Origin of the sequence: Shewanella sp. SM71, assembly GCF_025653905.1 — a bacterium.
In the GTDB taxonomy this organism is placed as follows: Bacteria; Pseudomonadota; Gammaproteobacteria; order Enterobacterales; family Shewanellaceae; genus Shewanella; species Shewanella oncorhynchi.
The window spans coordinates 75,375-101,271 of record NZ_JAKKRW010000008.1 but is presented as its reverse complement, the minus strand read 5'-3'; the positions used below and the strand labels follow the sequence as shown (position 1 = coordinate 101,271).

38 protein-coding genes are annotated in these 25,897 nt (G+C 45.8%); 18 read left to right on the top strand and 20 right to left on the bottom strand.

Going from position 1 to position 25,897, the window contains the following annotated elements; genetic code table 11:
- Positions 1-229: 229 nt before the first annotated feature.
- Positions 230-2,428: a S46 family peptidase gene (locus L5L97_RS09945; protein WP_263181722.1), complete on the bottom strand. Its 2,199-nt coding sequence runs from the start codon at positions 2,426-2,428 to the stop codon at positions 230-232.
- A 125-nt stretch (positions 2,429-2,553) separates the two neighbouring features.
- On the opposite strand from L5L97_RS09945, the gene dnaB reads away from it, so the two are divergent.
- Positions 2,554-3,960 (top strand): replicative DNA helicase, encoded by a 1,407-nt coding sequence (dnaB, locus tag L5L97_RS09940; protein ID WP_105251415.1) that lies wholly within the window; start codon positions 2,554-2,556, stop codon positions 3,958-3,960.
- 102 nt (positions 3,961-4,062) lie between these two features.
- Positions 4,063-5,139: an alanine racemase gene (gene alr / locus L5L97_RS09935; RefSeq protein ID WP_219250590.1), complete on the top strand. Its 1,077-nt coding sequence runs from the start codon at positions 4,063-4,065 to the stop codon at positions 5,137-5,139.
- A gap of 424 nt (positions 5,140-5,563) precedes the next feature.
- Here alr and L5L97_RS09930 read toward each other — a convergent pair whose 3' ends face one another.
- Positions 5,564-6,028: a chemotaxis protein CheX gene (locus tag L5L97_RS09930; RefSeq protein ID WP_105251417.1), complete on the bottom strand. Its 465-nt coding sequence runs from the start codon at positions 6,026-6,028 to the stop codon at positions 5,564-5,566.
- Between the two features lie 968 nt (positions 6,029-6,996).
- On the opposite strand from L5L97_RS09930, the gene L5L97_RS09925 reads away from it, so the two are divergent.
- Positions 6,997-7,485 (top strand): hypothetical protein, encoded by a 489-nt coding sequence (locus tag L5L97_RS09925; protein WP_263181721.1) that lies wholly within the window; start codon positions 6,997-6,999, stop codon positions 7,483-7,485.
- Positions 7,486-7,506: 21 nt separating this feature from the next.
- On the opposite strand, the gene L5L97_RS09920 is transcribed toward L5L97_RS09925, so the two are convergent.
- The 16 genes from L5L97_RS09920 to L5L97_RS09845 are packed head-to-tail and all read right to left on the bottom strand — an operon-like array spanning position 7,507 to position 15,447.
- Positions 7,507-7,767 carry a hypothetical protein gene (locus L5L97_RS09920; protein ID WP_263181720.1) on the bottom strand — a complete coding sequence of 87 codons (261 nt, stop codon included), beginning with the start codon at positions 7,765-7,767 and terminating at the stop codon, positions 7,507-7,509.
- Entirely contained in the window at positions 7,764-7,946 is a 183-nt protein-coding gene (locus L5L97_RS09915) for a hypothetical protein (RefSeq protein ID WP_263181719.1), read from the bottom strand. Before L5L97_RS09915 ends, L5L97_RS09920 begins: the two co-directional genes overlap by 4 nt.
- A gap of 12 nt (positions 7,947-7,958) precedes the next feature.
- On the bottom strand, positions 7,959-8,429 hold the full coding sequence (locus L5L97_RS09910) for a hypothetical protein (protein WP_263181718.1): 471 nt from the start codon (positions 8,427-8,429) through the stop codon (positions 7,959-7,961).
- Positions 8,429-8,554 carry a hypothetical protein gene (locus tag L5L97_RS09905; protein WP_263181716.1) on the bottom strand — a complete coding sequence of 42 codons (126 nt, stop codon included), beginning with the start codon at positions 8,552-8,554 and terminating at the stop codon, positions 8,429-8,431. The genes L5L97_RS09910 and L5L97_RS09905 overlap by 1 nt, the downstream gene beginning before the upstream one ends.
- On the bottom strand, positions 8,551-8,883 hold the full coding sequence (locus L5L97_RS09900; RefSeq protein WP_115334963.1) for a hypothetical protein: 333 nt from the start codon (positions 8,881-8,883) through the stop codon (positions 8,551-8,553). The genes L5L97_RS09905 and L5L97_RS09900 overlap by 4 nt, the downstream gene beginning before the upstream one ends.
- 8 nt (positions 8,884-8,891) lie before the next feature.
- Entirely contained in the window at positions 8,892-10,442 is a 1,551-nt protein-coding gene (locus L5L97_RS09895) for a DNA cytosine methyltransferase (RefSeq protein WP_263181715.1), read from the bottom strand.
- Positions 10,430-11,272, bottom strand: a complete 843-nt coding sequence (locus tag L5L97_RS09890) for a phage N-6-adenine-methyltransferase (RefSeq protein WP_263181714.1) — start codon at positions 11,270-11,272, stop codon at positions 10,430-10,432. Before L5L97_RS09890 ends, L5L97_RS09895 begins: the two co-directional genes overlap by 13 nt.
- The gene (locus L5L97_RS09885) at positions 11,269-11,643 is read right to left on the bottom strand and encodes a hypothetical protein (RefSeq protein ID WP_263181713.1); all 375 of its coding nucleotides are present in this window, start codon (positions 11,641-11,643) and stop codon (positions 11,269-11,271) included. Before L5L97_RS09885 ends, L5L97_RS09890 begins: the two co-directional genes overlap by 4 nt.
- Positions 11,640-12,242 (bottom strand): ASCH domain-containing protein, encoded by a 603-nt coding sequence (locus L5L97_RS09880; protein WP_263181712.1) that lies wholly within the window; start codon positions 12,240-12,242, stop codon positions 11,640-11,642. The genes L5L97_RS09885 and L5L97_RS09880 overlap by 4 nt, the downstream gene beginning before the upstream one ends.
- Positions 12,239-12,940: a hypothetical protein gene (locus tag L5L97_RS09875; RefSeq protein WP_263181711.1), complete on the bottom strand. Its 702-nt coding sequence runs from the start codon at positions 12,938-12,940 to the stop codon at positions 12,239-12,241. The genes L5L97_RS09880 and L5L97_RS09875 overlap by 4 nt, the downstream gene beginning before the upstream one ends.
- A complete protein-coding gene (locus L5L97_RS09870; RefSeq protein ID WP_263181710.1) occupies positions 12,937-13,476 on the bottom strand; it encodes a hypothetical protein in 540 nt (179 codons plus the stop codon). The genes L5L97_RS09875 and L5L97_RS09870 overlap by 4 nt, the downstream gene beginning before the upstream one ends.
- Before the next feature lie 30 nt (positions 13,477-13,506).
- Positions 13,507-14,250 (bottom strand): hypothetical protein, encoded by a 744-nt coding sequence (locus L5L97_RS09865; protein WP_263187166.1) that lies wholly within the window; start codon positions 14,248-14,250, stop codon positions 13,507-13,509.
- A 40-nt stretch (positions 14,251-14,290) separates the two neighbouring features.
- Positions 14,291-14,638, bottom strand: coding sequence for a hypothetical protein (locus tag L5L97_RS09860; RefSeq protein ID WP_263181708.1), 348 nt, complete (start codon positions 14,636-14,638; stop codon positions 14,291-14,293).
- Positions 14,639-14,665: 27 nt separating this feature from the next.
- The gene (locus tag L5L97_RS09855) at positions 14,666-14,923 is read right to left on the bottom strand and encodes a pyocin activator PrtN family protein (RefSeq protein WP_259213832.1); all 258 of its coding nucleotides are present in this window, start codon (positions 14,921-14,923) and stop codon (positions 14,666-14,668) included.
- On the bottom strand, positions 14,920-15,093 hold the full coding sequence (locus L5L97_RS09850; protein WP_263181706.1) for a hypothetical protein: 174 nt from the start codon (positions 15,091-15,093) through the stop codon (positions 14,920-14,922). Before L5L97_RS09850 ends, L5L97_RS09855 begins: the two co-directional genes overlap by 4 nt.
- 12 nt (positions 15,094-15,105) lie before the next feature.
- Positions 15,106-15,447: a hypothetical protein gene (locus tag L5L97_RS09845; protein WP_263181705.1), complete on the bottom strand. Its 342-nt coding sequence runs from the start codon at positions 15,445-15,447 to the stop codon at positions 15,106-15,108.
- Between the two features lie 164 nt (positions 15,448-15,611).
- Between L5L97_RS09845 and L5L97_RS09840 the strand changes: the two genes are divergently transcribed.
- A complete protein-coding gene (locus tag L5L97_RS09840) occupies positions 15,612-16,037 on the top strand; it encodes a hypothetical protein (RefSeq protein WP_263181704.1) in 426 nt (141 codons plus the stop codon).
- Between the two features lie 163 nt (positions 16,038-16,200).
- Here the strand turns inward: L5L97_RS09840 and L5L97_RS09835 are convergent, their stop codons facing one another.
- Both L5L97_RS09835 and L5L97_RS09830 read right to left on the bottom strand, forming a co-directional pair.
- Positions 16,201-17,190 (bottom strand): hypothetical protein, encoded by a 990-nt coding sequence (locus tag L5L97_RS09835; protein ID WP_259213824.1) that lies wholly within the window; start codon positions 17,188-17,190, stop codon positions 16,201-16,203.
- Positions 17,191-17,201: 11 nt separating this feature from the next.
- Positions 17,202-17,891 carry a helix-turn-helix transcriptional regulator gene (locus L5L97_RS09830; RefSeq protein WP_263181703.1) on the bottom strand — a complete coding sequence of 230 codons (690 nt, stop codon included), beginning with the start codon at positions 17,889-17,891 and terminating at the stop codon, positions 17,202-17,204.
- Positions 17,892-17,996: 105 nt separating this feature from the next.
- On the opposite strand from L5L97_RS09830, the gene L5L97_RS09825 reads away from it, so the two are divergent.
- The 14 genes from L5L97_RS09825 (at position 17,997) to L5L97_RS09760 (ending at position 25,788) form a co-directional block, all read left to right on the top strand.
- Positions 17,997-18,191, top strand: coding sequence for a Cro/CI family transcriptional regulator (locus L5L97_RS09825; RefSeq protein ID WP_263181701.1), 195 nt, complete (start codon positions 17,997-17,999; stop codon positions 18,189-18,191).
- Positions 18,192-18,228: 37 nt separating this feature from the next.
- Complete coding sequence (locus L5L97_RS09820; RefSeq protein ID WP_263181699.1) at positions 18,229-18,873, top strand: hypothetical protein; 645 nt, start codon at positions 18,229-18,231, stop codon at positions 18,871-18,873.
- A complete protein-coding gene (locus L5L97_RS09815; protein WP_263181698.1) occupies positions 18,873-19,070 on the top strand; it encodes a hypothetical protein in 198 nt (65 codons plus the stop codon). Before L5L97_RS09820 ends, L5L97_RS09815 begins: the two co-directional genes overlap by 1 nt.
- A complete protein-coding gene (locus L5L97_RS09810) occupies positions 19,067-19,393 on the top strand; it encodes a hypothetical protein (protein WP_263181697.1) in 327 nt (108 codons plus the stop codon). Before L5L97_RS09815 ends, L5L97_RS09810 begins: the two co-directional genes overlap by 4 nt.
- Positions 19,394-19,503: 110 nt before the next feature.
- Positions 19,504-20,289, top strand: coding sequence for a helix-turn-helix domain-containing protein (locus tag L5L97_RS09805; protein WP_263181696.1), 786 nt, complete (start codon positions 19,504-19,506; stop codon positions 20,287-20,289).
- A 2-nt stretch (positions 20,290-20,291) separates the two neighbouring features.
- Positions 20,292-21,026: an ATP-binding protein gene (locus tag L5L97_RS09800; protein ID WP_263169106.1), complete on the top strand. Its 735-nt coding sequence runs from the start codon at positions 20,292-20,294 to the stop codon at positions 21,024-21,026.
- 2 nt (positions 21,027-21,028) lie between these two features.
- Complete coding sequence (locus L5L97_RS09795; protein ID WP_263181695.1) at positions 21,029-21,253, top strand: hypothetical protein; 225 nt, start codon at positions 21,029-21,031, stop codon at positions 21,251-21,253.
- Between the two features lie 2 nt (positions 21,254-21,255).
- Positions 21,256-22,518 carry a tyrosine-type recombinase/integrase gene (locus L5L97_RS09790; RefSeq protein WP_263181694.1) on the top strand — a complete coding sequence of 421 codons (1,263 nt, stop codon included), beginning with the start codon at positions 21,256-21,258 and terminating at the stop codon, positions 22,516-22,518.
- A 55-nt stretch (positions 22,519-22,573) separates the two neighbouring features.
- A complete protein-coding gene (locus L5L97_RS09785; protein ID WP_263181693.1) occupies positions 22,574-22,792 on the top strand; it encodes a helix-turn-helix domain-containing protein in 219 nt (72 codons plus the stop codon).
- Positions 22,779-23,132, top strand: a complete 354-nt coding sequence (locus L5L97_RS09780) for a hypothetical protein (RefSeq protein WP_263181692.1) — start codon at positions 22,779-22,781, stop codon at positions 23,130-23,132. The genes L5L97_RS09785 and L5L97_RS09780 overlap by 14 nt, the downstream gene beginning before the upstream one ends.
- A gap of 7 nt (positions 23,133-23,139) precedes the next feature.
- Entirely contained in the window at positions 23,140-23,592 is a 453-nt protein-coding gene (locus tag L5L97_RS09775) for a hypothetical protein (RefSeq protein WP_259213803.1), read from the top strand.
- A gap of 4 nt (positions 23,593-23,596) precedes the next feature.
- Positions 23,597-24,217: an oligoribonuclease gene (gene orn, locus L5L97_RS09770; RefSeq protein WP_263181691.1), complete on the top strand. Its 621-nt coding sequence runs from the start codon at positions 23,597-23,599 to the stop codon at positions 24,215-24,217.
- 687 nt (positions 24,218-24,904) lie between these two features.
- The gene (locus L5L97_RS09765; protein WP_263181690.1) at positions 24,905-25,264 is read left to right on the top strand and encodes a DUF4406 domain-containing protein; all 360 of its coding nucleotides are present in this window, start codon (positions 24,905-24,907) and stop codon (positions 25,262-25,264) included.
- A gap of 206 nt (positions 25,265-25,470) precedes the next feature.
- Positions 25,471-25,788, top strand: coding sequence for a DUF2829 domain-containing protein (locus L5L97_RS09760; RefSeq protein ID WP_263181689.1), 318 nt, complete (start codon positions 25,471-25,473; stop codon positions 25,786-25,788).
- The last annotated feature ends 109 nt before the right edge of the window (positions 25,789-25,897 follow it).

Below are 25,897 nucleotides of genomic sequence, written 5' to 3'. Positions count from 1 at the left end.
AAACACCGCTTCGGCGGTGTTTTTTTATGGCTGAAATTTAGGATTTGAGTGTATTTAGGTTTTGATATCGGCTCTGCGATGGATTTAAGCAATAGGTGATACGCGCCTACTCATTCAATCTCATCATCCCAAAGTGTATTCGCTGCTAAAATACGAGCCCAAATAAAAGCCGCTTACTGCATAACAGTGAGCGGCTTTTTGTTTAGAGCAACGGATTTAGCTCAAGGTATTAATTTCTCACTAAATCCAATTCTTGGATTAAGTTATCGGCATGGTCGACTTCATCCATCATCCACAGGATATAGCGAATATCCACGTGCACCGCGCGAGTGATGGTTGGGTTGAAGAACCAATCTTTAGTGATAGCTTCATAGGTTGAGTCGAAGTTAAGGCCCACTAACTCACCTTTTCCGTTGAAGACTGGTGAGCCGGAGTTGCCGCCTGTGGTGTCCACGCTGGATAAGAAATTAACCGGTACTGAGTTAAATTCTTCTGGTTTATCTAAGCAAGAGAACAGACGGCAAATCCAGCCGCGGGGATCTTGATAAACCGACTTCACCAGATGATCGCCAAAACGTTGTTCGCTAATCGCATCGAGGAGTTTTTTCGGCGCATTATAGGGCTCAACGCCTGTGTGTTTTGCGACTATGCCATCAAGACGAGTAAACGGCTGTTTATAGAGCGCATCACGTGATTGATAACCATCAACCATGCCATAGCTGATCCGTAGCGTACCGTTGGCGTCAGGATAGACTGGCCAGTTGTTTGCTTTGTAGTATTCGATTACGGCCGCCATATAATCAGGGCGAGCACTAGACAGCTTGCCGTCTAAGATTTTTTCTGACTTTTCCTGTGCCATATTCGTGTCGTAAAGTGCTACGGCTAAACGAATAAAGGGATCGGCACTGGTTTCGAAAGCGCTAGCATCGGCATTCATCCACGCGAGGCGCTTAGCTTGGTCTGTGAGCGTAGTGAGTGAGTACAAACCATCGAGTTTAGCTGCGAGATCGGCATCTTTAGTGTTCACACTTAGCATTTCATCGAGTGCTGCTACGCGATTTGATTGGCTAAGGTAAGCATTTAAATCCTGTAGCCACAAAGTCTTATCAACAGTGACATCAAAACTTGAATCGATACGTTTAAGACGTGAGCTTAGCATAGCAATATCACGTTCTTGGTAGCCTTGCTCACGCTCGGCATCGGGCTTTTGTTTTTCTTTAGCAAGACGGTAGAGGCTGTTTGCTGCGGTTAACAATGTGCTCGATTGGGCATTGGTAAAGTAGTAATTACTTTGGAATGCTTGTTGTTGCTCGGCGAGTAACACTTCTAACTCAGCAATGAGATTTTGATTTAGCTTAGGGTTTTGTTTAAGCCAAGCTAAAAAATTATCTTCACGGCTTTGCTTAATGCCAATGATATCCGTTGCTTTAAAACCCGCTAATAGGCCGTTGAGTTTCTTCATCCGGTTGGCCATTGAGGCCATATTACCTGCGTACTTAATAGCGATATCGGCATCTTTTTGTCCCATAGCCTCGATAGTATCAATCTGTAATTGATAACGCTTAGCTTGGGTTGGGTACAACCAATCACTGGCAAATTTAAGTTCACTGGTCAGGTTGTAACGGCTAGTCGTGCCTGGGTAACCCGCCACAAACACGCCATCACCGGCTTTTACGCCATCGGCATTGACCTTAAGGTAGCTCTTTGGTTGGTAAGGAATGTTATTGTCGCTATACGCGGCGGGTTTGCCATCTTTTCCGACGTAAGCTCGTAGGAAGGCAAAATCACCCGAATGGCGTGGATATTCATAGTTATCAATATCGCCACCATAGCCCCCAACACTTTCAGGTGGTGCGTAGACTAAGCGCACATCGCGGATCATCAATTGCTTGATTAAGTAGTATTCTAAGCCGTTATGGAAACTGCGCACATTACAACGATAGTTAGCATCGGCTTCACAGCTTTTGATGAGCGCTTTACTGTGATTTTGAATATCTTCGTAACGACTTAGCGGGTCTTGGCTGAGGTCTTTATTGATTTGCGCGGTGACATTGGTCACTGCTTCTGTGATGTATAAACGTTCGTTAGGACCGGCAGAGGGTTCCTTGTCCATCGATGTTGCTAAAAAGCCTTGTTCTAGGTAGTTATGCTCTTGCTTAGTGTTATATTGTATCGCCTTGTAGGCACAATGGTGGTTTGTCACAACTAGCCCTTGGGGGGAGACAAAACTGGCGGTACAATAGCCCAGCCCAACCACGGCGTTCATTGGATAACTTGTCAGATCGGCCAGTTTTTCTGCCGGAATATCGATTCCGCGTTCACTGAGTTTGTCTGCAATTGAAGGCATTTGATAAGGTTGCCATTGTCCTTCGTCGGCAGTTGCTATGCCGGATGTCAGTACTAAGGCCGCAACCAATGCAATACGCATGTTCTTTCCTTATTGATTGTTAGAGTGTCCGTTGGAATGAAATAACAGGCGAGTGTAAACATCCTGTTTGCTTGACGCGGGTTTTATATCATATTTTGTTAAGTTGTTGGAAATCGGGAGCGTTAATGTCACAACAAGGTGCTTTTAAGCCTAAAAGTAAGCCAAGAGATTTGCAGCTTGATGGACTCAAGCTGCCACCGCATTCAATTGAGGCTGAACAATCGGTATTAGGCGGCTTGATGTTAGATGCCGAAGCGTGGGACAGGGTCGCAGAGGCTGTCGTAAAAGAGGATTTTTACTCTCGCTCACATAAGATGATCTTTTCTGCCATGCACAGATTGGTCGATTTAGGGCAACCGATCGATTTGATCACTGTTTCTGAACAGTTAGAAGTTGAAAATCAATTAGAAGATGCCGGTGGTTTTGCCTATTTAGGTGAGATTGCGAAAAATACCCCAAGTGCGGGTAATATTTTATCTTACGCTGAAATCGTCCGTGAACGGGCCGTGGTGCGTGACATGATCCGCGTCGCGCATGAGATTGCCGATGCGGGCTATAACCCAGAAGGTCGTGACTCGGGTGAATTACTCGACCTTGCTGAGAGTAAAGTATTTAAGATCGCCGAGATGCGAACCAATGCTAATGAAGGTCCCGAAGGTATCAAAACTATTCTGGAAAAAACCGTCGATAAGATTGAGCAGCTTTATAACAACCCCCACAACGGTGTGACTGGAGTATCGAGCGGTTTTAACGATCTGGATAAAATGACCGCAGGGTTTCAGTCTGGCGACTTAATTATTGTTGCGGCGCGTCCTTCTATGGGTAAAACCACCTTTGCGATGAACTTGTGCGAACAGGCCGCAATGAATGAAGATAAACCCGTACTTATCTTCAGTCTCGAGATGCCGTCAGAACAGATTATGATGCGTATGCTGGCCTCCTTGGGCCGCGTTGATCAAACCAAAATCCGTACTGGTCAGCTCGATGATGAAGATTGGGCGCGGGTTTCATCGACCATGGGGATCATGCTCGAGCAAGGTAAAATGTATATTGATGATGGTTCGGGATTAACCCCGACAGAAGTTCGCAGCCGCGCGCGTCGTATCGCCCGTGAGTACGGTGGTTTATCTATGATCATGATAGATTACCTGCAGTTAATGCAGGTGCCCGCCTTAAAAGATAACCGTACCTTAGAAATTTCTGAAATTTCACGCTCGCTGAAAGCATTAGCCAAAGAGTTGGAAATCCCGATTATTGCCCTGTCGCAGCTTAACCGCTCGCTCGAACAAAGGGCCGATAAACGTCCTGTTAACTCGGATTTACGTGAATCGGGCGCTATCGAGCAAGATGCGGATCTCATCATGTTTATTTATCGCGATGAAGTGTATAACAACGATTCTCAAGATAAAGGCACGGCAGAAATAATCATTGGTAAGCAACGTAACGGCCCCATTGGTCGGGTGCGACTCACTTTCCAAGGGCAATTTTCGCGTTTCGATAATTATGCAGGGCCGCAGTTTGAAGAAGATTAATTGACGTTTAAAAACAGTCAGTTTGCGTTTGCAGAAGATGAGCTGTATTGATGTATTTTTTATATCCGTGACTTTTTATTTCCTGAGTAAACAAGGTAAATTTTGAACCCTTTTCCCCGTGCAGAAATTAGCAGTAGTGCACTGCAAACCAATCTCGCTGCGTTGCGTCAACAGGCACCAGCGAGTCGTGTGATGGCCGTCGTTAAAGCGAACGGTTATGGTCATGGATTATTGAATGTCGCTAATTGTTTAGTCAATGCCGATGGCTTTGGCCTAGCACGATTGGATGAGGCCTTAGAATTACGAGCGGGCGGCGTGACAGCGCGTTTGTTATTACTAGAAGGTTTTTTCCGTGCCACCGATCTTCCGTTACTCGTCGGGCATGATATCGACACTGTAGTGCACCACAGCTCTCAGCTTGAAATGTTAGAGCAAACTGTGTTGTCAAAACCTGTCACTGTCTGGCTTAAAGTGGATTCAGGCATGCATCGTTTAGGTTTTACGCCCGAACAATTTTCAACGGTTTACGCAAGGTTAATGGCCTGTCCTAATGTGGCAAAACCGATCCATTTGATGACACATTTTGCCTGTGCGGACGAGCCTGAAAACACCTATACCTCAGTACAGATGGCGGCTTTTAATACGTTAACGGCAGGCTTGCCCGGATTTAGAACCTTAGCAAACTCTGCTGGTGCCTTGTATTGGCCTCAGAGCCAAGGCGATTGGATCCGTCCTGGTATCGCACTCTATGGTGTATCTCCTGTTACTGGTGATTGCGGTGCTAATCACGGGCTAGTTCCTGCGATGGAATTGGTATCACAGTTGATTGCGGTACGGGATCATAAAGCCAATCAGCCAGTGGGCTATGGTTGTTTCTGGACCGCGAAGCAAGATACTCGTTTAGGCGTAGTGGCGATTGGTTATGGTGATGGTTATCCTCGCAATGCACCGGAAGGCACACCCGTGTGGGTCAATGGTCGCCGCGTACCCATAGTCGGCCGTGTTTCTATGGACATGTTGACTGTTGACTTAGGCCAAGGGGCACAAGATAAAGTTGGGGATAGTGCATTGCTGTGGGGTAAGGCATTACCCGTGGAGGAAGTCGCTGAACATATTGGCACTATCGCTTACGAATTAGTCACTAAGCTTACGCCAAGGGTTGCTGTTTGCTTAGCTTAACCCTGACAGATGGAATTATTCTGGGACACTTTTTAGTAAGAAAAGGGTGATTAAACACCGTTTTCTTTTATATAAAGTGTCAGGATGAATAATTGTCACTACACGAGTGGTTACTGCAAATAACACTATGAATTATATGTATTTATTAGCGGGAGAAGTGTCGAACCAGTAGGGCTGAGATAAGCAAAATAGTGGTTTGCAGTTCACCGTTGGCGACGCAATATGTTTTGGACCTGAGGATGAAGCTGTGCTGAACTGGTGTTAGGCGGCAAAATAGACGATAAAAATATCTCAATTCAGGTTACGGTAAACCAGCCGTTCTGATCTTTGTTATCTGGCTTTAAATAAGCGAATGAAACATAAGATCCAGAGCGACAGGATATTTAATGTATTTTGAGCTGACTGGCTTGATGCATTTAAGCTATTAGTTTTCAAAACATATTTCAATATAAGCAGTACCATGCGGGCTTGTAAATGGCATGATAATCTTAGTGCCATTAGCTTTATGGGAAATAGTATGGCCTTTTCCTGATACGACCATAGGAGTGGCCATTTCAAATTCATAGCCTTTTTGACCCAAAAGATTTTTTGCGCCACCAGTCACCATATTCGTAATTTCGCCTACTAAATCAGTCACTTCCTCGTTAATTTTACCCGGATTTTCGCCCAGCATATTCTGCATTATCTGCAAAACAAGCTTTTGTTCGAAGGTAATCGACAGTGATCCTTTTGTTTGGGGTCCTACAAGACCGATTAGGCCGGATACATCACCCTTTGCTAAGTTATCTACTTTGATTTGGGGTTTGCCCGGCGTCAAATCCATGCTCGCCATCGTAGATATGACATTGAGCAAAGATTGGAGGAAAGGATTAATAAAATTAACGTTCATGCCTAAGTTTGTCCTCTTTTGAGCCTAAACCATGGAGTAATGGCATTGCTTAAGGCTATTAGAAAAGTTGCTTATCGACAGCAATCTTGATCACACTCTATCAGCTTAGATGAGACAGCTATAAATGTGAGGCTAATTTAAAGATATTCTTATCATTTATCTGAGTTATAGGCAGTTAAAGCTCCATATAACCGTGTCCTTTATTGTTTAGACCGTTTTGTATGATGGTTCATAAGTTTGCTTGGAAGACGCTTATCGTCAAATAGCGTTGTTTTACGTCTCATACATACAAAAAATGGCAATATATCGGCTGCATTAGCCCCATTCATAGTGGCTCATGAGTGCCGATGCTGCAAAGTTTTTTAGCCTTTTTATGGAGTCACTCGACTTTTATTTGCACTTGAACTTGTGAGAAGGCGTTGCTACTCAACTCTCTATCCCATCGCGTCTTACGTAATCCCATTTTATATGGCTATTTTCGGCATTGTGGAGTGCTATCAAAAAGGTGTCTTGGCCTTGAGTGTCTTAGCTGACTTTGTAAAAGTACGATGTTCGCTGTAAACTGTCTCACTTTTTTGCTTCACCCTAACGACGCATTTGTAGTGTGTTGTTCAGTACGTGTTTTCAGGTCAATTACTGGGAACACCATCTTGAGCGCTCAATCTTATAATTTGGGATACCTCACAGGATGCCCGGCAATTAGACAAATGCACAAATGTGTAAAAACAGCTTAAAATGTGAGTGTAATGATTCAATCTAAAATGAGTAAACCCCCTGTTATATCAGCTATTCCAATCGATAGGACATTTAGCGTTGCGCCCATGTTGGATTGGTAAGATTTTAATTTAACTGTTTGATTTACATGATGTGATAAAAAGTGTGGTTCACCATAGGATCACCGATTTTAAAAAGTTGTTTTGTGGTTCCCCGCTGGTGATATGATTGCGTGATAAACATTGAGGTGATCTATGGATAGAAAAACTTTAATAATACTTGCGGTGATGTTAACGGTCTGTCCTACTTTTTCGGCCTTTGCCGAAGTCTATAAATGTGCTGATGGAAAGTATCAAGCCGATCCATGTGATGAAACGAGCAAGCCAGTTGATTTAAGTGGGGTAGGTAGCTTCATTAAAAGTGGGAATACTTATACTCAATCAAACTCGGCGTCAGTTGTTCCAATTTCTGATAAGAAAAAAGAAATCAGTACCTATATTGAGAAGCAACGTATTACTCGTGAGATCACTCGGCTTGAGGGTAATCGTAAGCGGGTAATTGCTGCTCGTGATCAGCGGTTGCGTAACCTCCGCGAAAGCAGACAGTATGCGAATAACAACTTAGCAGGTGCCACTTGGCAGCAAAGCTTGGCGCAGGAAATGGCAGCTATAGCGCAACAGGCAGATACACAGGTGGCTTCGATTGATCGGCAGATTGAGCAACTTAAAAACGAGATAAAATAAAAGGGCCGTTTGGCCCTTTTATTAGTTTGCGGCAACTGGTTTAAATAGTTGGTTTGCTTTGATGTATAACGCTGCTTCTTTCTTTTCGAGTTTGTCCAGATAGCCATCGTTGCGCGTTTCTCGGTTCGGCTTACGCTTTGATAGTTTTATCGCTACTTTGCGCGGGCGGCTAATGCCGAGTTTGCGGACTCTGCTTCTTACTGTCCAAATCGATATGCCAGTTTCGGCGGCCACTTCTTCAATCGTTAAACCTGATAGATACAGTTCAGATATGCTATTCATTTCATCCACATTCTATCTAATCGAGCAACCACTGCTTGCTCGCGGCCATGGACAGTTGATAGATCAAACTCAGGGCGCTGGCTGAGGGTTGACACTTGATCCTTAAGTTTTGCAACCTCGGCTTTTAGCCGCTGGTTTTCTTCGATAAGCAAATTCATGCGATCATTCAGAGACATCATGCACCTGCCTTATTAGATTCTTCTGCCGCGAGTACCGCGCTGTTCATTAATCGCCATTTTATTTGCGATGGTGGCGCCGATATCTATTCCTTGCCATTGGGCTAGATCCACAACCCTAAGGATGATATCTGCCAGTTCGGTGCCAAAGCAGTCTGATGGAGCATCGCCACGGCATTCATTTACCGCCTCACCAACTTCTGAGGCGATAAGCGCCAAAGCCTCTAAAACGGTTTTGTTATGCCATCCCATTCGCTCAACCCAATCAAATTGTTTCGCGGCAATTCTATTAATTGGCATACCATGATCTAAAATTTCTAGATCAACTTTCATTGCGTTTACTTGGTCTTTCAATTGCTGAATCTCGATACCCAGCTTTTGCTTAAGTTGCGCCAGTTCGCTTGCTGGAACGTAAACCCCAAGGCCTTCTACGTTGATTTGGCTTGAGCCGTTGCAGTCTAATAACACTCTGCGTTTTGTTGTCATCACTTACCTTCCTTTGCCAATTCCTCGGCGAGTCGTTTTAAAAACTGTTGGCAGCCGCCGGCTTGTTCGCGTGGCATGGCGTACCACTTCTTAAGCGCTTCGCGAATTGCGGTTGATTGCTTCATGCTGCTTCCTTGGTGCGTTCTACAGCCCACCAAGCAACAGGGCCATCTTCGGTATCGTGAATTGATAAAAGAATGGCATCGGCACTAGGCGCTTCTGGATTCCACTCACCAAAACCAGCATCACCATCTTCAAAGTAATGAATCCATGCCGGATGATCTTCGGTGACTTCGGTATCCATGCGGTTAATAACTAACTGAAAATCCATTTCAGCTTGCCACTGCTCAATCACATCCTTAGAAATGCATTCGGCACCGTCAAAATTTGGAAGTTGTGAGTGCTGATAATCACCATACCCATCACGACCAACTGTTTCTGTATTGAATTTCATACTGACTCCTATGCCGCTTCGGCGGTTTGAGTGCAAAGCTCGGGGAGATTTGCGCGGGTGAGTGCTTCGGAAAATTGCGGCGGTACGCTGTTGCCCACACGGGCGACTTGCTGCTTTTTGGTCGATTTGCCGTTGTAGTTGTTGATGATGTAATCAGGGGTGAAACCTTGGCAGGCGAACAGCTCATGGGGTTCGAGCATGCGCATACCGATATCGATTATTTGATAGGGTTCACCCTTGATCATCACTAGGCCAAAGCGGTCATTGGTGGTGATGGTGTGCAGTGGTTCGTTACAGGCCACGCCGTCTTGCTCGTTGCCGTAGTATTTGATGAAGAACGCGCGCACTTCGCCGAGGTGTAAGCCGCCAGCGGTGATCGTGTGTGCGGGTTCGTCCATCGGAAAGCCGATGTTAGTTCCGCGCAGTTTGATCATGTGGCTGGTGATCAGCGCATTGTGATCAACCGTTGTCACTGTTGGTAAAGGGTTGTTTAGGTCATCACCTGGTCCCGTGTAATTGCCGCCGTAATGCTTGCAGATATTGGCGGCGGCAAGTACAGGCTGAACTACGGCAAAGTGACCGCCTTTGACTTGGGCGCATATCGTGCGCAATGGCTCATTAACGGCCATATTGCGTTGATTGCTGGCGTTAGCGTGCTCGGTGATAAAGGGCGCTAGCGTGATGTTTTGTGGCACAATAAACGGCTCTTTGGCATCAATCACAAAGCGCTGAATGCCTTTAGCAATACGCTTCATGGTGTTTTCAGCCAGTGGCTTTTTACGGCCAAATATTGATTTGCAGGGCAGTGACCAGTCGATGCACTCGGAGGCTGTGCGCCACGGTAATAGCTTGCCAGATTTAACCGCTTCGCTATCCGGTGCGCCGTGGGTTGGTTCAGGCCAAACGATGGGCTGACCATCACAACGGGCGATCATGAATAGACGCTTACGGATAGTTGGGGCGCCATAGTCACAGGCCCGTAGCTCGCGCCACTCGACCTTATAACCCAGCCCGTTAATCAATTTAGCGGTATCGAGCAAGCCTAAGGTTTCAACGCATTCAGCAAGTGCGGGGTGATCTGCATCTATGCCTGTGCTTAACATGCTGACAAAGGCGTTAAAGGTTTGACCTTTGCGCTCAGGGCATGGGTGCATTGCATCAGTTACCGGGCATTGAATTAACGGCCCCCACGTTTTAAATTCCTCGACGTTTTCGAGCATCATCACGCGAGGGCGTACTTTCATCGCCCATCTAACAGTTACCCACGCTAAGCCGCGAATCTCTTTATTGACTGGCTTGCTACCTTTGGCTTTGCTGAAGTGTTTGCAGTCGGGTGAGAACCACGCCAAATCAACGGGTTTACCTGCTGTCGCTTGTACTGGGTCGATATCAAATACCGACTCGCAATAGTGCAAGGTGTTCGGGTGATTCGCTATGTGCATTGCAAGCGCATCAAAGCAATGATTAATAGCAACATCAACACTACGACCAAGCGCCCAGCCCATGCCAGTGGAAGCACCGCCACCCCCAGCGAAGTTTTCTACGATTAAGCCGCGCATGACTTTGTCTCCGTTGGCATGTTCATTACTAAGTCATCAATGATTAAGTCGGTTGGATAACCTTCTAACCGCTGCCTATTGGCTTCTTCACAGATTTCTTGGAATTGGATTTCAGTGGGTTTCTCTATGCCGCAAAGCGCGAATACTTCTTTAGCTATGTCGAGCACTTCAATCGGCCATAGGCTGTTTGTTGCTGTGCTATCCCGAGCTATCTGTTCCTCGATATCGAGCTGAGCGGATTCAACTGTTGATGGAATATCGCGGCTTTCTATCTCTGTTGGTATGTCGCCCTCTGCGCCCTTTAGCAGTTGATCGCGTTCAACGTGCTTATAAATTGGCATGCATGGCTTGCCGAAGGGTTGGAACACTAAAAACATTGAGCCTTTGTTATTGCCGTTGGCGGGTTTGCCTGTTACTGGGTCGATAAAGGATAAGCGGCCACCGATGACTAAATGCACCTCTTGGCAGTGTTGAACGGCACGCTTATACCAGCCAACGGATTGATCCATCATCACTAGCATGACGCAACCAAAGCCTTGTTCTTGCCATTTAATCGCGGTTTCAACAAAAGGGCCGATATCGGAGTAAGGAGGGTTCATCCAAGCGTAATTACCTGTAAAGCCTTTTCGGTCATTGATGTGCAGTGCTTTACCTTTGATAGCAAATGCTGCACTGAACCAGTCAGACTCATGAGTATTTTGCTCCTCAGTGATGTAATTGCGGTGCAGGTGATTGTTATCGCTTGCGGCTGCATCGAGCTTAAAGCGGTATTGACGGTGGTAGTATTTAAATACCGCTGGCGGGGTGCGGTAGCTGTCTTTGGTGCTCATGCAGCATGCTCCTTTGAATCAGTTAACTGATAACTGGCTAATTGTGTTTCTAGCTGTGTTTCGAGCTGTGCGATGCGCGCATTCGCCGCGGCTAATTTGGCAAGATGCTTTTCCCAGTCGATTTCTTTGATTGCCTCAATCACGCCCATAGTGTTGTTGAGCGTGGTTGTGGCGCGCATCAGGTTTGATAGCTCGATAAAGTGGCGAGCGGCGCAGCGTTCTGGATCCAAGCCTGTGGTGTAGTGCAGCTTTAGGGCTGCAATAGTTGGCTCGGATGTAATGCGCGTTAGCGATAGCAGCAAGTCGAGTTTGCGCTCTGACTCACTGCCAGCGAGTAAGTAGAGCATTTCGCGTGGTGCGGTTTTAGTCATGCTGCACCGCCTGTGGTGCTGATCACCTTGAACTCAATCACCCAAACCCAAGGATTTGATTGCCAAGATTGTTCACCGTAGATTGACTGCCAAGCTTCGCAAAACTCTGAGTAACCGCTTTTACCTCCAGTCACATCATCGTCGTAACCTTCAAACCCTTCTGCCCATGCGTCACGCTCGCTTATGTGTTGTACTCGCTCTACACGAACATTAGTTACTTCGAGGATAATGCGAGCGCAAGAACGTGGCATGTGGATTGATGGAGTCCAGCGTTTAACAACGCAGTGAGCGCCATCATCCTTATCTGCCTTATACGTAAGCCTTGGGCCACAATCTGCAAAAGTCTCACGCACATAAAGCTGATCGCCTACTGAGCAAATTGGGCAAGCGTCACTAGCCATGCCGCGCGAGAATGGATGTTGAAAATCCTCTACATGGACCATCGACTGAAATGCTGCACAAGGAAACCAATAACCGCCCTGAGATGTTTCAGTGTCAGGCTTTGGTTGTGGATTCATTTGACGGCGAGTTTGCGTTTTACGGCCATCAACAATGGCTTGCACCATTTCGGTATTGAAGATAATAGGGCGCTGTTTCATGCTGCTTTTCTCCTTGCCTTGCTCGCTTTCAATTCTTCGCAGGTATCCGACACAACAAAGCTAAGGCCATTGCGTTCGCTGTATTGCTCAGCGCAGGTATAGTTTTCGTAAGGATTTAAACCCCAAGTGATACAGCCGCAATGTGGGCAATTGCCACGAGCTTTACCTGTGGTTTGGCGAGTGCGTGGGCGTTTGGGTTTGCGAATGCCTGCAGCGGTGATCATGCGGCGTTCGTTGACGTTGGCGGCTTGAAAAGTACGGCGAGCGATGGCATCGATATCAGCCTTGGCGTAGATGTTTGCATCAATGCCAAGTTCATCGATACGTGCAATGGCGTTGCGGTAACTGAATACCGCTGCGCCTTTGTAGTTAACACTCAAAAAATCAAAAGTTAACCAATAAACATCGTTACCGTCCCACTTGCCTTTTGGCGAGATAACGTATTCACCACATCCGGCTTTTTCGCCATCTGCTGGCAGGTATTGGCAATCAACCCTGCTGCGTGCAAGTTCATCAACCAGCGTTTTTTCTAGCGGAACGTCTGTGTGACGGCTGTTGAATTTGCGCTGCGCTTCTTCAAGCGTGTAAACATGGGCCTTGTTTAAGTCGCTGGTATATCCGCAACCATCTTGAGCCCAAAACAGGCAAGTACTGCCAACGTTAGAGCGCGAGTCGCACAGGTAGAATAATGGGATCATGCTTGCTCTCCTTGCTTGATGATTGGCAGTTGTGCAGCTGCAGCACGAACAGCGGCAGCGGCTTCTTTGCCATATCCCCAAATGTCACCGTTATCAGGGTTGCGGCGGGTAGGCGCTATCCAGTCGATGTGAATCAAAGTACCTTTGGTGATGTAGTCACGCATGAGAGACACTAAGTCACGCAGTGTTCCTCCGTGGTGGAACCCGCTCCAACGACCACTTGAATGGGTGTAAATTCGCGCTTTGGTATACTCATCAACCACCCAAACCTTGCCGTTTTTATCCAGCTCAAGCGTTGCTAAAGCGCCTTTATGGTCGAAAAATTTACGGCCATGCTCGGATATCACTTTTATGAGGGCGTTAGCGTGTTCTACGCGCTCGGTGATGATCGGCTCTGGTAATTGGTAATAAGAGTCGCAGCCGCATTTAGGGCAAACGCAGTTATATAATCCATTTGTTGCATACACTTCTTCTAACTGTGATTTTGTACCAGTCCAGCGGCAGGTGCGGCGACTGCATTCGATACGTTGTGACATGCTCTATTCCTTCTTTCGTGAATAACGTGCTTACGCGGCGCTTGGTTGTTCTGCGGCGGTGGTTGGTGTGTTGTTTGATGGTTTCGATTTTGCGGGTTGCTGACGGCCGCAATGATGAACAAACTCTGGTGGTTTGCTGCGGTCTGCTGGATCGGTACGCATTGGCATCATCATGACAACGATTTCACGTTGGGCACCCATGACTGCTACAGCTGCAGAGTCAGAACCATAAAAACAAAGATTGGCACCGGCTAACTGGTTGTGTTTTAGCTTTGTTAGACGGCTAAAAAGCTCAGGATTTATGGCAATTTGACTAACAGACTTAGGTTTATTAAGGCGCTCGAATAAGCGACCAGCATTAGGATATTGGGCGTCTATTGGGTTGATAAACTCTAGGTATGTAACTAAATCTCTAACGGCGTGCTCATTGATATCGTCAAAGTCATTTAACCAATCTTGAATGTCACTAATCCCCGTTACCATGGCGATGCCGTCGATGATCACCACGTTTTTAGTCGGCATTCTGTGTGATGGAACTTGCTTTCCATTTGCCGCTGACAACAGTGCTTTGCTGATTGGGAAGATGTATTCGCCGTCGCTAATGCCATCAGCATCGTGAATGGTGACGAGTGTATGGCCGTCGGTGGCGGTGAGGATAACGCCCTTTTCAGGGTGCGGTTTTACGTGAAAGCCGTTGAGGTAATAGCGCACATCTTGCTTGGCTACAAATGCGGCTAACATGGCTAAATATTTGTTGTTGAATATGATTTTCATGGCTGCTCTCTGCTCTGTTTTTACTGCACTTAGGGTTGCGTTACGCGGCTATTTCGCCGTTGTAGACCACCCAGCTGATAATCTCTTTTTTGGTCTTGGGGTTAACCTTGCCCGTGGGTTTGCGGTAACGAACGTGCAGTCCACGGCATTGGTCCTGTTTTTTTGCTAGCTCAATGTATTGCGCGCAAAGCGAAGGCGTTGAGAGCGAGTGCGACAGCTTTTGTGGCATCATTTTTTCAAACTTGGCCTTTGTCATTTCATCCAGCTTGGCTTGGTATTCCGCTGGGCTGAGTTCGCGACGGTTTGGGTGTACGCCTTCGTATAGGCTGCACTTTTTAGCCGCTTCTTTTTTAGCTATGGTCATGGACACGCCGTATACGAAGAACATGGTGAACTCCCTCTTTTTGTTCGCTGCTTACGCTGCGCGGTTGTTTACTTGGTCTTTTGCTGCTGCGTCGCGTTGCTTGTCGAGGTAGGCGGCAAGGTCGTTGACGTTGACTAGCCAAGGGGCTTTGTTACCTTCGCCGCCACGAAATGCAGGGACGGGCAAACGGCCTGCTTTGGCGTAGTTCTGGGCGGTGCGTGGCTCAAGGGCAAAGTATTCCTTACTGATTTGATCCAGTGGCACGATGACTTTGTTGAACTGGGCCATGAGTAAAAATGCTGTGTTCATGCTATTTGCTCCGCTGTGGCTTGCTCTGCTGCTTGCTTTAGTGCTCGCTGTTGCAGTTGTTGTTGAGTGCGCTGCCAGCCGTTGATCAGTCGATTTAAGACGGCGGTTTCTTGTGGATAGATGCTGCGCAACTGTTCACATTCAGCGATTTGCTTGTTGCAATGTTCCATGGCCGCGTTCATTTATGCTCTGCTCAAACTGAGTTGGTGCACGTTGGTTGGGGCGGTTTCATTGATCCAAACCATCACAGTGCCGTACAGGCCTTGATTGGGTTCGGTGAAGCGCAAGCAAAAGCTGGGGCCGAGTTCGCCAGCGTGGCCGATGTATTGGCTGTAAAACGTTGGGCTGGGGTGGCTGTAAGCAAAGTGCTTAGCTAACTCAGCGCAGCGCGCTTGCACCCGGGGACAATCCATTGGGTTGGTGTGGCCCTTGGCGATTGCCATGAGGCAAGCAAAGCGAATAGCAACCAGTAGACGAAACTCGGTGCGTTGCTTAGGTGATGTTTGAACTTTTGATAGAATCATTTCCCTGTTCCTAGGTAGTGGGTACAGGTATAAAGTTAAGATAACTTGACTAAATGGTCAAGTGATAAAGTTTAAAAAACTTGACTTATTTTTGATTATTTTTGATTTGGTGATTTTTACAGCAAGGGGTGATATAAATTAAGATGTTGAACTAAGGAGGGTTTATGGTCTTTTTTGGCAGAATATTTTTTATGCTCACGTTGTCGGTTTTTGCTGTGCTTTCTTTGTCTCAATCTGCTTTTGCTGAGATTTTTAAGTGTGAAATCGAGGGTAAGCTAGTGATGCAGGACATGCCTTGTCCTGATGGTGTTGAACAGTCATCCGTTGATGTGGTGATTAAGAATGATCATCAAAAAGTTGATCCGCGCGCTTATGATGAAAGCCAATTCAGTGATTGGGAAAATACATTGATCAAGGCTGGCAAGGTTGAAGTTGGCATGAGCGTTGAGGCACTAAGGCAAAGCTGGGGAAGCCCTCAAGATATCAATCGTTCAGCATATAGCCCTGAACAATGGATATTCAGGGTTGGAATGTATGGCCACCGCTATGCTTATGTTCGTGATGGTAAAGTGGTTAATTGGCAGGATTAGATGAAATGAATAGATAAATAAAAACCCGCATAAGCGGGTTTTATTTAATAAATGATAGTGACAAAAAAAGACCTCTATGGTCCTGTGTAATCGCCTTTAAACATATAGTCCTCCTTTCTAACGTTCCATGTAGAAGTGGTAAATGTGGCTTTTGAAACTAATTTTAGTTTAGGTTATCACCGGCAGTGATGTCAACATAACTAGTTTTAATTTTAACTGTAATCTTTCCACCTGGCATTAGTGCATCAAAGATCTCAGTTGCTTTTTCTCCTGGATGGATGGTGATGTCAACGGCACCTTTCTCAGGGGATGATATTTCAAGTTTAAGATCAAAATTAAGCTCATTAAAAAAATCTAATTGCTGTTTTTTTGTGTATCTTGCTGCTGTATAAGTCATCACATTGTCACTGCATTGCCACATCCAACCACTGGTCATAAATTGGATAGTTTCATTAGGCATTAATTGCATTCGGTAGCGCTGTTCAAACTCATTTGCATCGTTAGTTAAGGTATGTGAACCTTTCAATATCTGCTCTTTGTCTGGCAGCTCCAAACCACTGAACTTTTTGATGATCGCCAAATCATGAATTTCACCTAAAACATCTATGCCATCAATCAGATCAGCTTGAGCCTTGAAAATTGCATCATCAAGAACATATTCATGATTATTATGAATATTTTTTATTAATGCATTGGTTTTTGTGTACATTTTTATAGCGAATTTTTCTTCATTATGGAAGAGATGGTGATGCTGGAATGTGATTGTACGGTTTGTTAAAGGGCTCATGCATGCTAATGACGAGATACATTTTTGAAGGTAACCACTTAATTTATCGTCCGAATCAGAACCAGGGAAAATGTAGTCTACTTTAGTAGACAGCTTCTCATCTTTCGGACTACGCGTGGTCAAAAGTGTTAATACAGAACCTACAAGACCAAAAAAAACTAAACTATCGAAGGCTGAAGCAGCGTATGAAACAGAAAAGTCTGACGGTTTTAACCTGCTTGGGAAGTGTGTATCAAGAAACTCTACATCTGGTAGCAAAATGTTGGCATACATCAGCCAAAAACAAACCCATATAGCATATATAACTAAACCTGAAATTGCATATTTACTAAGAATGCTTTGGCGAAGTAGGCTTCTATAATCCATTATTTTTCCATTTAAATTAACACTGAATACCAAAATACTTTACCGATGATCTTGATGTTTTTCAGTTGTTCAAAACTGATATTTTCATCTTTCCATTCTTCGGTGTTGTAGCTGCGTAGGCGAATGCCGCCACCTGGTAATTTATAAAGCATTTTTACGCGCAACATGCCGTCGTGGTTAATGGCGTACATTTTGCCGTCGATAATATCAACTTTAGAGGTGTCTACTCCAACGGTTGAACCGTGGGGTAATACGGGTTCCATGCTGTTGCCTGCCACTTTTACGCATACGGCATCAGGTGCGCTGACTCCTTGCCCCCTAAGGGTTGATTTGGCAAACCGTAGCTTGGGGCCAAAGTATTCACCTGCTTCTGCTATTCCTGCACCTGCGGCAAGTTCTACCTCCATGTAAAAGGGTATCTCCACTTCATCATCACCTAAGGGGGTACTACTGTCCCATGTTTCAAATCCACCCGCCCATTCAGCATTTGACTCAGGTTTTTTTGCTGTTTCCCCATAAAGAAGATATTCAGGCGTGCAATTAAGCACCTTAGCTAAGGCGTGCAAATTCTCACCTTTAGGGGAAGTTGATCCTGATTCCCAAAGTGAAACCGTAGCTTTAGTTAAGCCAATTGATTTCGCAACAGCAGGCTGAGTTAAACCTAGCTCTTTGCGTCTTTGTTTCATGCGTTCATTCATCATAGTAAAGCTATCTTAACTTAACATTGGTTAAGTTACCTTTTCTTTTGTTGACAAAATGGTTGAGTTTTCTTAACCTCAACTAAAGTCACTTGTCGGAGTTAATTGATGAAAACGAAAGATGCAATTTCGCACTTTGGTAACAAGTTAAAACTGGCGAAAGCGTTGAACGTATCTAAGTCAGCTATTAGCCAATGGGGTGATGACGTTCCTGAGCTTCGCGCTTTTCAAATTGAGCGTTTAACGGATGGTCAGCTTAAGGCGACTGCGTTGCAGTTGACTCATCCCATCCAAGCGGCCTAGTGCTTAGGCTTAGATTAGCAAACAGAGGGTTATTAGCATGAAAACCAATTCACATATGAACATTGGACGTTTGAGTTTGTTGATGAAGACGATCCATCGGGTTTTAGAGTTACCAAAAATGACGCGCTTTGCGCTGGCGATGGATGTTGTTGAGGCGGTTGATCGCCTTGGGCTTAGTGAAGTGCTGGCAGCTGAGGGCATTAGCTTTGCGCGCACTCAAGATGTGCACAACGATGCCCGGGTTAATGCGCAAAAGCTGTTCCGTTGGTTGGGGCAGTATGAAGGGCAACATCCACAAGCTGAGCGCTTGTTTCATGTTGAACAGGCGTTAGTGGCGGCGTTACCTGAACATTTGCGGGTGCAGTATTTGAATGATGTGTTTGGCTGTGCTGGTGTGACTGTGATTGCTGATCAGGTAACTGATGGGCATGTGTTGCATGTGGCTGATATGGCGGCGCAGCTGACAAAAGAAAACTCCGAGGCACAAATTGCGGTAATCCATTTGGCTGATGCTCCAAAACGTGAGGATTTGCTGAAGGCACATCGCGAGCTTAAAGAGTCTGCTGCGACGACTAATGGCAGTATTGCTGCGCTTGAGTTGGCTCATCCGTTTTTGGCGCGTTCTGGTTGTGCTGATAAATCATCTTCTATTGAGTTGCGCAAAAGCGAGCAGGTGGGCTGATGTCGGATAACGTTGATGATGCGAATAAGCTGGCCGATTTGCATTTGAATATTGCATTGGCTAAGCGTGATTTGCCTGCGCCTAGAGCCGTTACTGGCGTGTGCCATTGGTGTGAGGCTCCGGTTGATGGTGTGGTGTTTTGTGATGCCGATTGCCGTGATGATTTTGAACGTGAACAGCGGAGAACTAAACGATGAAAGCACACGATCCTGTTATTCATGTAACGGTTAAATCAAATCAGTTAACTGATAAGTGCGCGAGTGATAAAGCCGCTATTCCTGATGTGGGTGCTAAACCAAAGTTCCCTAATTGGAATGCGTTAAATCAGTTAACTGATAAGTGTGCTGATATTCCTCATACACCTGAAGAAGATGCTGAGTTTGAACGCATTGAGCGTAATCAAGAGATTGCATTGATGGCTAATGTGATTCGTTCGGCACCGACTACGAGTGCTGAGGGTGTTGCTGCGCGTATGTTCGCTGCGGGTTATCGGTTTGATAGTTCGAAGGTTGAAGTTTAAGAAAGCCCGCTAAAGTTTGGCGACCGGATGCGGGCTTAATACCTAAAGAGAGGCGATTACATGTTACGTATACATGGGGATTTCGTCAATTTTATGCTTGGTGGTGGCTTATGAGCATGGAATTGATGGTTAAGGCGATGAAGGCCAAGGTAGGTAATCCACTGCGTAAGCTGGTGCTGATTAAATTGGCGGATAACGCGAATGATCAGGGCGAGTGCTGGCCGAGTTATAAATCTATTGCTGAACAGTGTGAAATCACTCGTCGCAGTGTGATGGCTCATGTCAAAAAGCTTGAGGAAGATGGATTTTTACGGCGTGAGTATCGCGCAGGAGAAAAGGGCAATTCGACTAATATTTTTCATATTAATTTTAGCTTTCCACAGTTAAAAACAGTGAGTGAATTAAGTTCATCGGGTGAATCTAGTTCACTACCCCCTAGTGAATCAAATTCACCAGCTAGTGAACCTGATTCACTACCCCTAGTGAATCAGGTTCACCCAGAATCTATCAATCTTGAATCTATCATTGATCCTTTAAAAGACTCTTGTCCTACAACGAGTGCTAAGTCGGTTTTCAATGCGTTTTTCAAAGCATATCCAGCCCACCGCAAAGGCGGTTCGGATGCTGCTGCGTGGAAAGCGTGGAAGTCTGAAAAGCTGACTGACCAAGATTGTGTGTTGGCGGTTGAGTGGCTGAAGAACGCTGCGGCTGTTGAACCGAGTTGGGGCTTTAGTGCTAACGGCCAGTTTGTGTTGGGTATTACCAAGTTTATCCGCGAACGCCATTGGCTAACACCGTTGCCTAAGGCTGCCTGTGCGCATTTGGGTATTGCGGTGCACAGTGAGACTGGCGGACGTTTTGATTCGATTGGCGACTTTTTTAATACGGAGCTGTGACGATGATGGATATGAGCAGCGAAGTGAGTAAGTTATTAAAAAGATTAGGGGCACCTAAGCATATTCAGCCTGATCCGCCTGAGGTTCATCGTCAAAAAATCCGCGAGTTACAACGCCGTGATGAGGTTATTAAGTCGAATGAGCATCGTAGTCGTTTGAATAACGCTTTGTTTGGCAAGAGTGGCCTAAATGCGCATTTTTTAAGTTGTTCCTTTGAAAATTATAAGGTTGAACGTGCTGATCAGCGTAAGGCGCTTGATGTTGCTAAGCGGTTTGTGGAGAAGTTTGTTGAGTTGTCGGCGGTGGGTAAGGGTTTTTTGTTTATCGGTACGCCTGGCACGGGGAAAAACCATTTGGCTGCGGCGATCGCCAATGCGTTGATGGCAAGGCATCACTCTGTTGTGTTGTTGAGTGTGATGGATTTATTTGCTCGGGTACGTGAGAGCTATAACGACCGTTCACTGAGTGAGGAACGTTTGATTGCTGAATTTATGCGGCCTGAGCTGTTGATCATCGATGAGATTGGATTACAGCGCGGCAGTGTTGACGAAATGCTGTGGTTAACGCGGATCATCGATAAGCGCTTATACGGCCTTAAATCGACAGGGTTTATCACTAATCTGGATACTGCTGAGTTGCAAAAGGTGTTGGGTGAGCGGGCTTATGAGCGTCTGCTTGATGCGGCTACTGTGGCCGTTAAGTTTGATTGGCCGAGTTTTCGCGGCAAGGGGGCTTAATTATGTCAACTAAACCATTAACTCAGTTGCAACGGTTGCAGAAGATCATCACGGGTAATCGTTATTGGACCTTGTTTGAAATCCAGCAGGAGTGTTTAACCCGCTTTGGTAAGTTTGATAGCGAAACTGCGTTAAGTGCGCGTTTTAGGGATATGCCGCTGGATAAGCGCTGTAAGCGGCTGCGTGACGGCACTAGGCATACGTTTGAATATCGGTTGGAGGCGTGATTATGGTTAAGCCAGCGAGCGGGGTTGAGGTGGGTAAGTTGAACGAGGCATCGCTGCGCCGTTGGTTACGTGGCGGTTTGACGCGGGATTTTCGTGATCCACAGTTTCCTGAGCTGCGTTTACGGGCAACGGCTGATAGGTCTAAGGCGAGTGTGCATTTGGTGATCAATGAGGGCGATAAAACGGTTTGGAAGAAGCAAGGCGTGTGGCCGAGTATGTGCATTAAGACGTTTTTAGCGGATTTACCTGTGATGTTGGCTAAGCGCAGTGCGGGCGCTGATGTGTTGCGCGGTGAGTTTGCGACTGTGACTGATTTGCTGGTTTGGTATCGCAATCATTTGGAGGGTAATACGACCTTAAGCCAGAGCTGGCGCGATAACTGTAAGTCGATTATGAGTAAGCAGCTGCTGCCTAAATTGGGTGATCTGGCCTTGGCTGAGTTGTCGTTTTTGCTGGTCGATAGTGCGTTGGTGAAGGTGATGCTGAATGAGGGTTATGCCCCGCATTACATTCGTTTGTGTGTGAATGTGCTTAAGCGGGCCTTGAGTTTGGCTGCTGATTTTAGGTTGTTATTACTTAATCCGTTGATGGGGTATCGAGTGACGATGAGTTTAACCATATCACCTAAGCCTGATACGCGCTTGATGGAGTCTGACTTAGGCCCGTTGTTTATCGCTTTGCGTGATGCGCTGATGCCTGTTGCGATGCTGTTTATGCTGATGCTGATGTTCGGTACCCGCATTGGTGAAACCCGTTTGGCACGATGGGAGCATTTTGCGGGTGAGTATTGGTTTATTCCTGCGGCGAACGCCAAGAACCGCCAAGAGCACCGGCTACCGTTAACGCCTACGGCTAAGGCGCTGATCCAGCATTATTTGCAGTGGCAGCTTAAAAATGTGGGTAAGCGGGCGTTTTTGTTTGCGGGTGATGTTGGCGCTATTAGCCAGCGCACTGCGCATTATTGGAGTGAGACGATTCGGTTTAAGGAGTTTACCTCGCATGATCTGCGTAAGCTTTGCCGCACGATTATTCAGGATATGGGTGTCGATACTATGGTCGGTGAGCGGTTGCTTAATCATGCCCTGCCTGTGCTTTTGCGTACCTATGTTCATTCGACGTTGGATAAGGGCATGTTGAGTGCGCTTGATGCATATCACGCTCATTTAATTTCGCTCGGTTTTAGTGAGGTTGCGCCCGAGATAATCCCTAGATCGCCTGTGGATGTTGGGAGTGTTCAAACCCTTGGTGTGAGTGGGTGGCTGTGATGATCGTTGCATCAGCCTTACAAGAGTATGCAATGGCACAAATTAAGGTGGTTTTATGAGTCATCCAGCTTCACAAATTCTAAAAACAGGTAGGGCGATTAAGGGGCTTTCTCAGGATGAGGTGGCTGAGTTTTACGGGATAAGCCGCCGAACGTATCAGCGTTGGGAGAATGGCAAGAGTAACGTGCCTTATAACCACCTTCGCTCAATTGTGGATGATGTATTTCATTTATCGATAGACCAGATCACGGAGGTGGCTAATGCGAGTATGTGATGCGCAAGAGCAGGTTATTAACATGAAAGCCCTTCGTGCTGGGCTCAATGCCTGGGGGCGTTATTGGGCGTTCCAAGAACTCGGTAAGGGCTTCGCCACTCGTAGTGCCTGCGATAAGTTCGGTGAGGTCCAAGTGTATGGCTGTTCAGTTGTTCATGAGCCTGATGTACCTAAGCATGTGGCACAGTTTGATTTAATCATCAATGTGTTATCCAGTGACTGCAAGCGCGCAATCCGCACCTGTTACGTGTGCAAAGGCCAGTGGGCATTGATGGGGTTCGACAGCAAGAAGTCTTATATCTACTGGCTTAGACGAGCAGAAATCCAATTAGCAAAGTGAGGTGAGTATGTTGAAGATAAATGATGATGATTTGATGCAAAAAATATGGCAGTTGCAGATAAAGAAAACTGCTAGCGGTGTTTTGGAACGATATGTTGGTGGTACTTATGGAGTCATTAACAATGACAATGATTTCATGAAGTTTGCCGTTGATATTCATATTGCAGAACGTCATCAAATTACATGTAAAATTGGCAAGCAGCAAATGCTTAAACGCATTCGCGAGCTAGTCGAGAATAAAAAATTAATGTGGTTGTATCACGAACTAACATTCTCAATTGCTGATAAGCACAAGGTGGTCTCTTTATTCAATGATGCTAGAAAGGCTTGGTTAGATTTAGGAGTGCCAACAGGATCGGAGAATAGCCGCTGTCTATCAATAAAAATCGATGACTTTGACAGTAAGTTAGCTCAAGTTCAAAGGCTTCTTTTAGATAAATATTTAGTGAGCAGAGGTTAGTAAGATGAGCATGTATTTTATATTTGGTGATCTCGAAACGGGTGGGCTTAACGGCCGCTTAGACAATGGGCAGCTTGGCATGGAGTATTACCCTATCTTTGAGGTGGCTTTCATCGTGACTGACACTGAGTTAAACCAAGTAGGTGAAGCACTGCACATTGTTATACATCAAGACGATGAGAGCATTGCAAGGTCACATGAGTGGGCGCTTGATGTGCATACCAAGAGTGGGTTATTAGATGCTGTTCGTGCCTCATCAGTATCCTTAGTACAGGCTGAGCAGATGGTTATCGAACACCTGAAAGCACTAGGAATACCTAAGCATGATCGCAAAGCTAAGACTGGTGTGGTGTTTGCGGGTAACTCAATCATGTTTGATCGTTCGTTTATCATGTGCCAAATGCCTGAGCTTCATGAGTATATGCATTACAGACAGTTAGACATATCGGCTCTAGGGCTCGCAGCCAGAGCTTGGGCGCCTGAGGTAGAGCGTAAGGCTGTTGAGGCTAAGCAGTATCAGCATGAAGCTCTTGCTGATATTCGAGAGTCGATAGTAGAACTCAAGTACTATCGCGATGAGCTGTTTGCTTGTAAACCATCAGCCTCGTCGAGCGGTTGGCTGTGACTCATCCCAAGTGATAACGATTGCCATCGCGGCTAGATGCGACCTGTTATCATCGCGGGTCCTTCCGGGCGCCTTCACTGCGGGGGCAGTGACGCGCAGTGCTTCACTACATATGAGAATTTTGGGGTGGTTGGTTGTTGTTTTATGAGCCACCTAAAACACAAAGAATTTTAAGCAACAAAATATTAACCTATCATTTTGATTTATATTAATTTTATTAAGTTAGTGTTTAGTGATTTTTGATCGTCATTTTTGCCACCGAATATAACAACTTTGTCAGATCGTTTTTTGATCTTCAGATCATCCAGTTTCCCCTTATCTGAATTTTTACGTGATGACCATTTTCTTGGCGTTGGGAATATGGTTCTCATGGTTCGTGTTGCCTACCGCTGTAAATAGCTAAATCAGTTAAGTGATAAGTAAAATATAAATTCAGGCTAAATGCTTTTATCACTCAAATCAGTTAAGTGATAAGTAAACCAATAAAAGTCATGTGATTAAGTTTTCACTTATCACACCTTTACAAATTTGTCAGCGACACTTTTGTCGCTTTTAGCGACACTTTTGGCGCTTTCAAGGCCCTTAAAATCGAGTACATTTGTATACGCTTGGTAAAGCTTCGTTTCTAGGTCGCACTCTCTCCCGCTCAAAGGGCTCCGTTTGGAGCCCTTTTTATTTGGTGTATTTATGGCTCGTGTCTCTTTGCGCAAAAAGGTTTATATCGCTGGCCCTATGTCTGGGTTGATTGATCGCAATCGCCCTGAGTTTCATTTGGCTGCCGATGTTCAACGGGCGCTTGGGCATGTGGTGTTAAATCCAGCAACTTTGCCTGAAGGTTTAACCGAGCCCGAATACATGTCGATTTGTTTGCCGATGTTGATGTGTTGCGACCGAATCTATTTGCTCGACAACTGGGCTAGTTCTGACGGTGCCAAAGCGGAGTATGCGTTAGCTAAAAAACTGAGCTTAGAGATTGTCTTTCAAGAGGGGATTGATCATGAAGTAGCGCTGATTGGTTTGCGTGGTAATGGCGAGGACCATTACTAAGCCGCCTGATTTCTCACAGGTGTAACCGCAAAAGAGAGTTCGCATTGCAACGCAGTCAGCGAAAGGTGGCCGATCTTGAAAAGATAACGGCATGACGCAGGTCGGGTTCGCGCCCCGTTAGTGCATCAGTAGCGCATGAATTAATAAGGTTTACAGACTCTAGCATTGGCTTGAGCTTTTTATTTTAAGTTACGAGGACTTCTACAATGAATCAAACATCACTTGATACAGAAAAGCTTACCTTTGGTGAAGCGCTTGAGCTTTTAAAGAAAGGCTATCGCGTTGCGCGTAAAGGATGGAACGGAAAAGGCATGTGGTTAATTCTTACTCCTGGAAGGATAGTTGAAAACCTAGAGCCTAATAGTTTTTATGACAAGTGTGGGTTTGAAGCTCCTGTTACCATTGCTGGTCATATTGATATGAAAGCCTCTGATGGAACAATGGTTGTTGGTTGGCTAGCATCACAAACAGATATGTTAGCTAACGACTGGGTTTGGCTTAATGAACCGATGAATAATCAATAAATTCTAGCCAACCCCTGCTGAAAAAAAGCGGCCGCTGCAATGGTGGTCGTGGTGGGTATGTGTTGCCGTGGTGTTCGACATTGCCGCTACGGACGTTGAAAGACACTAA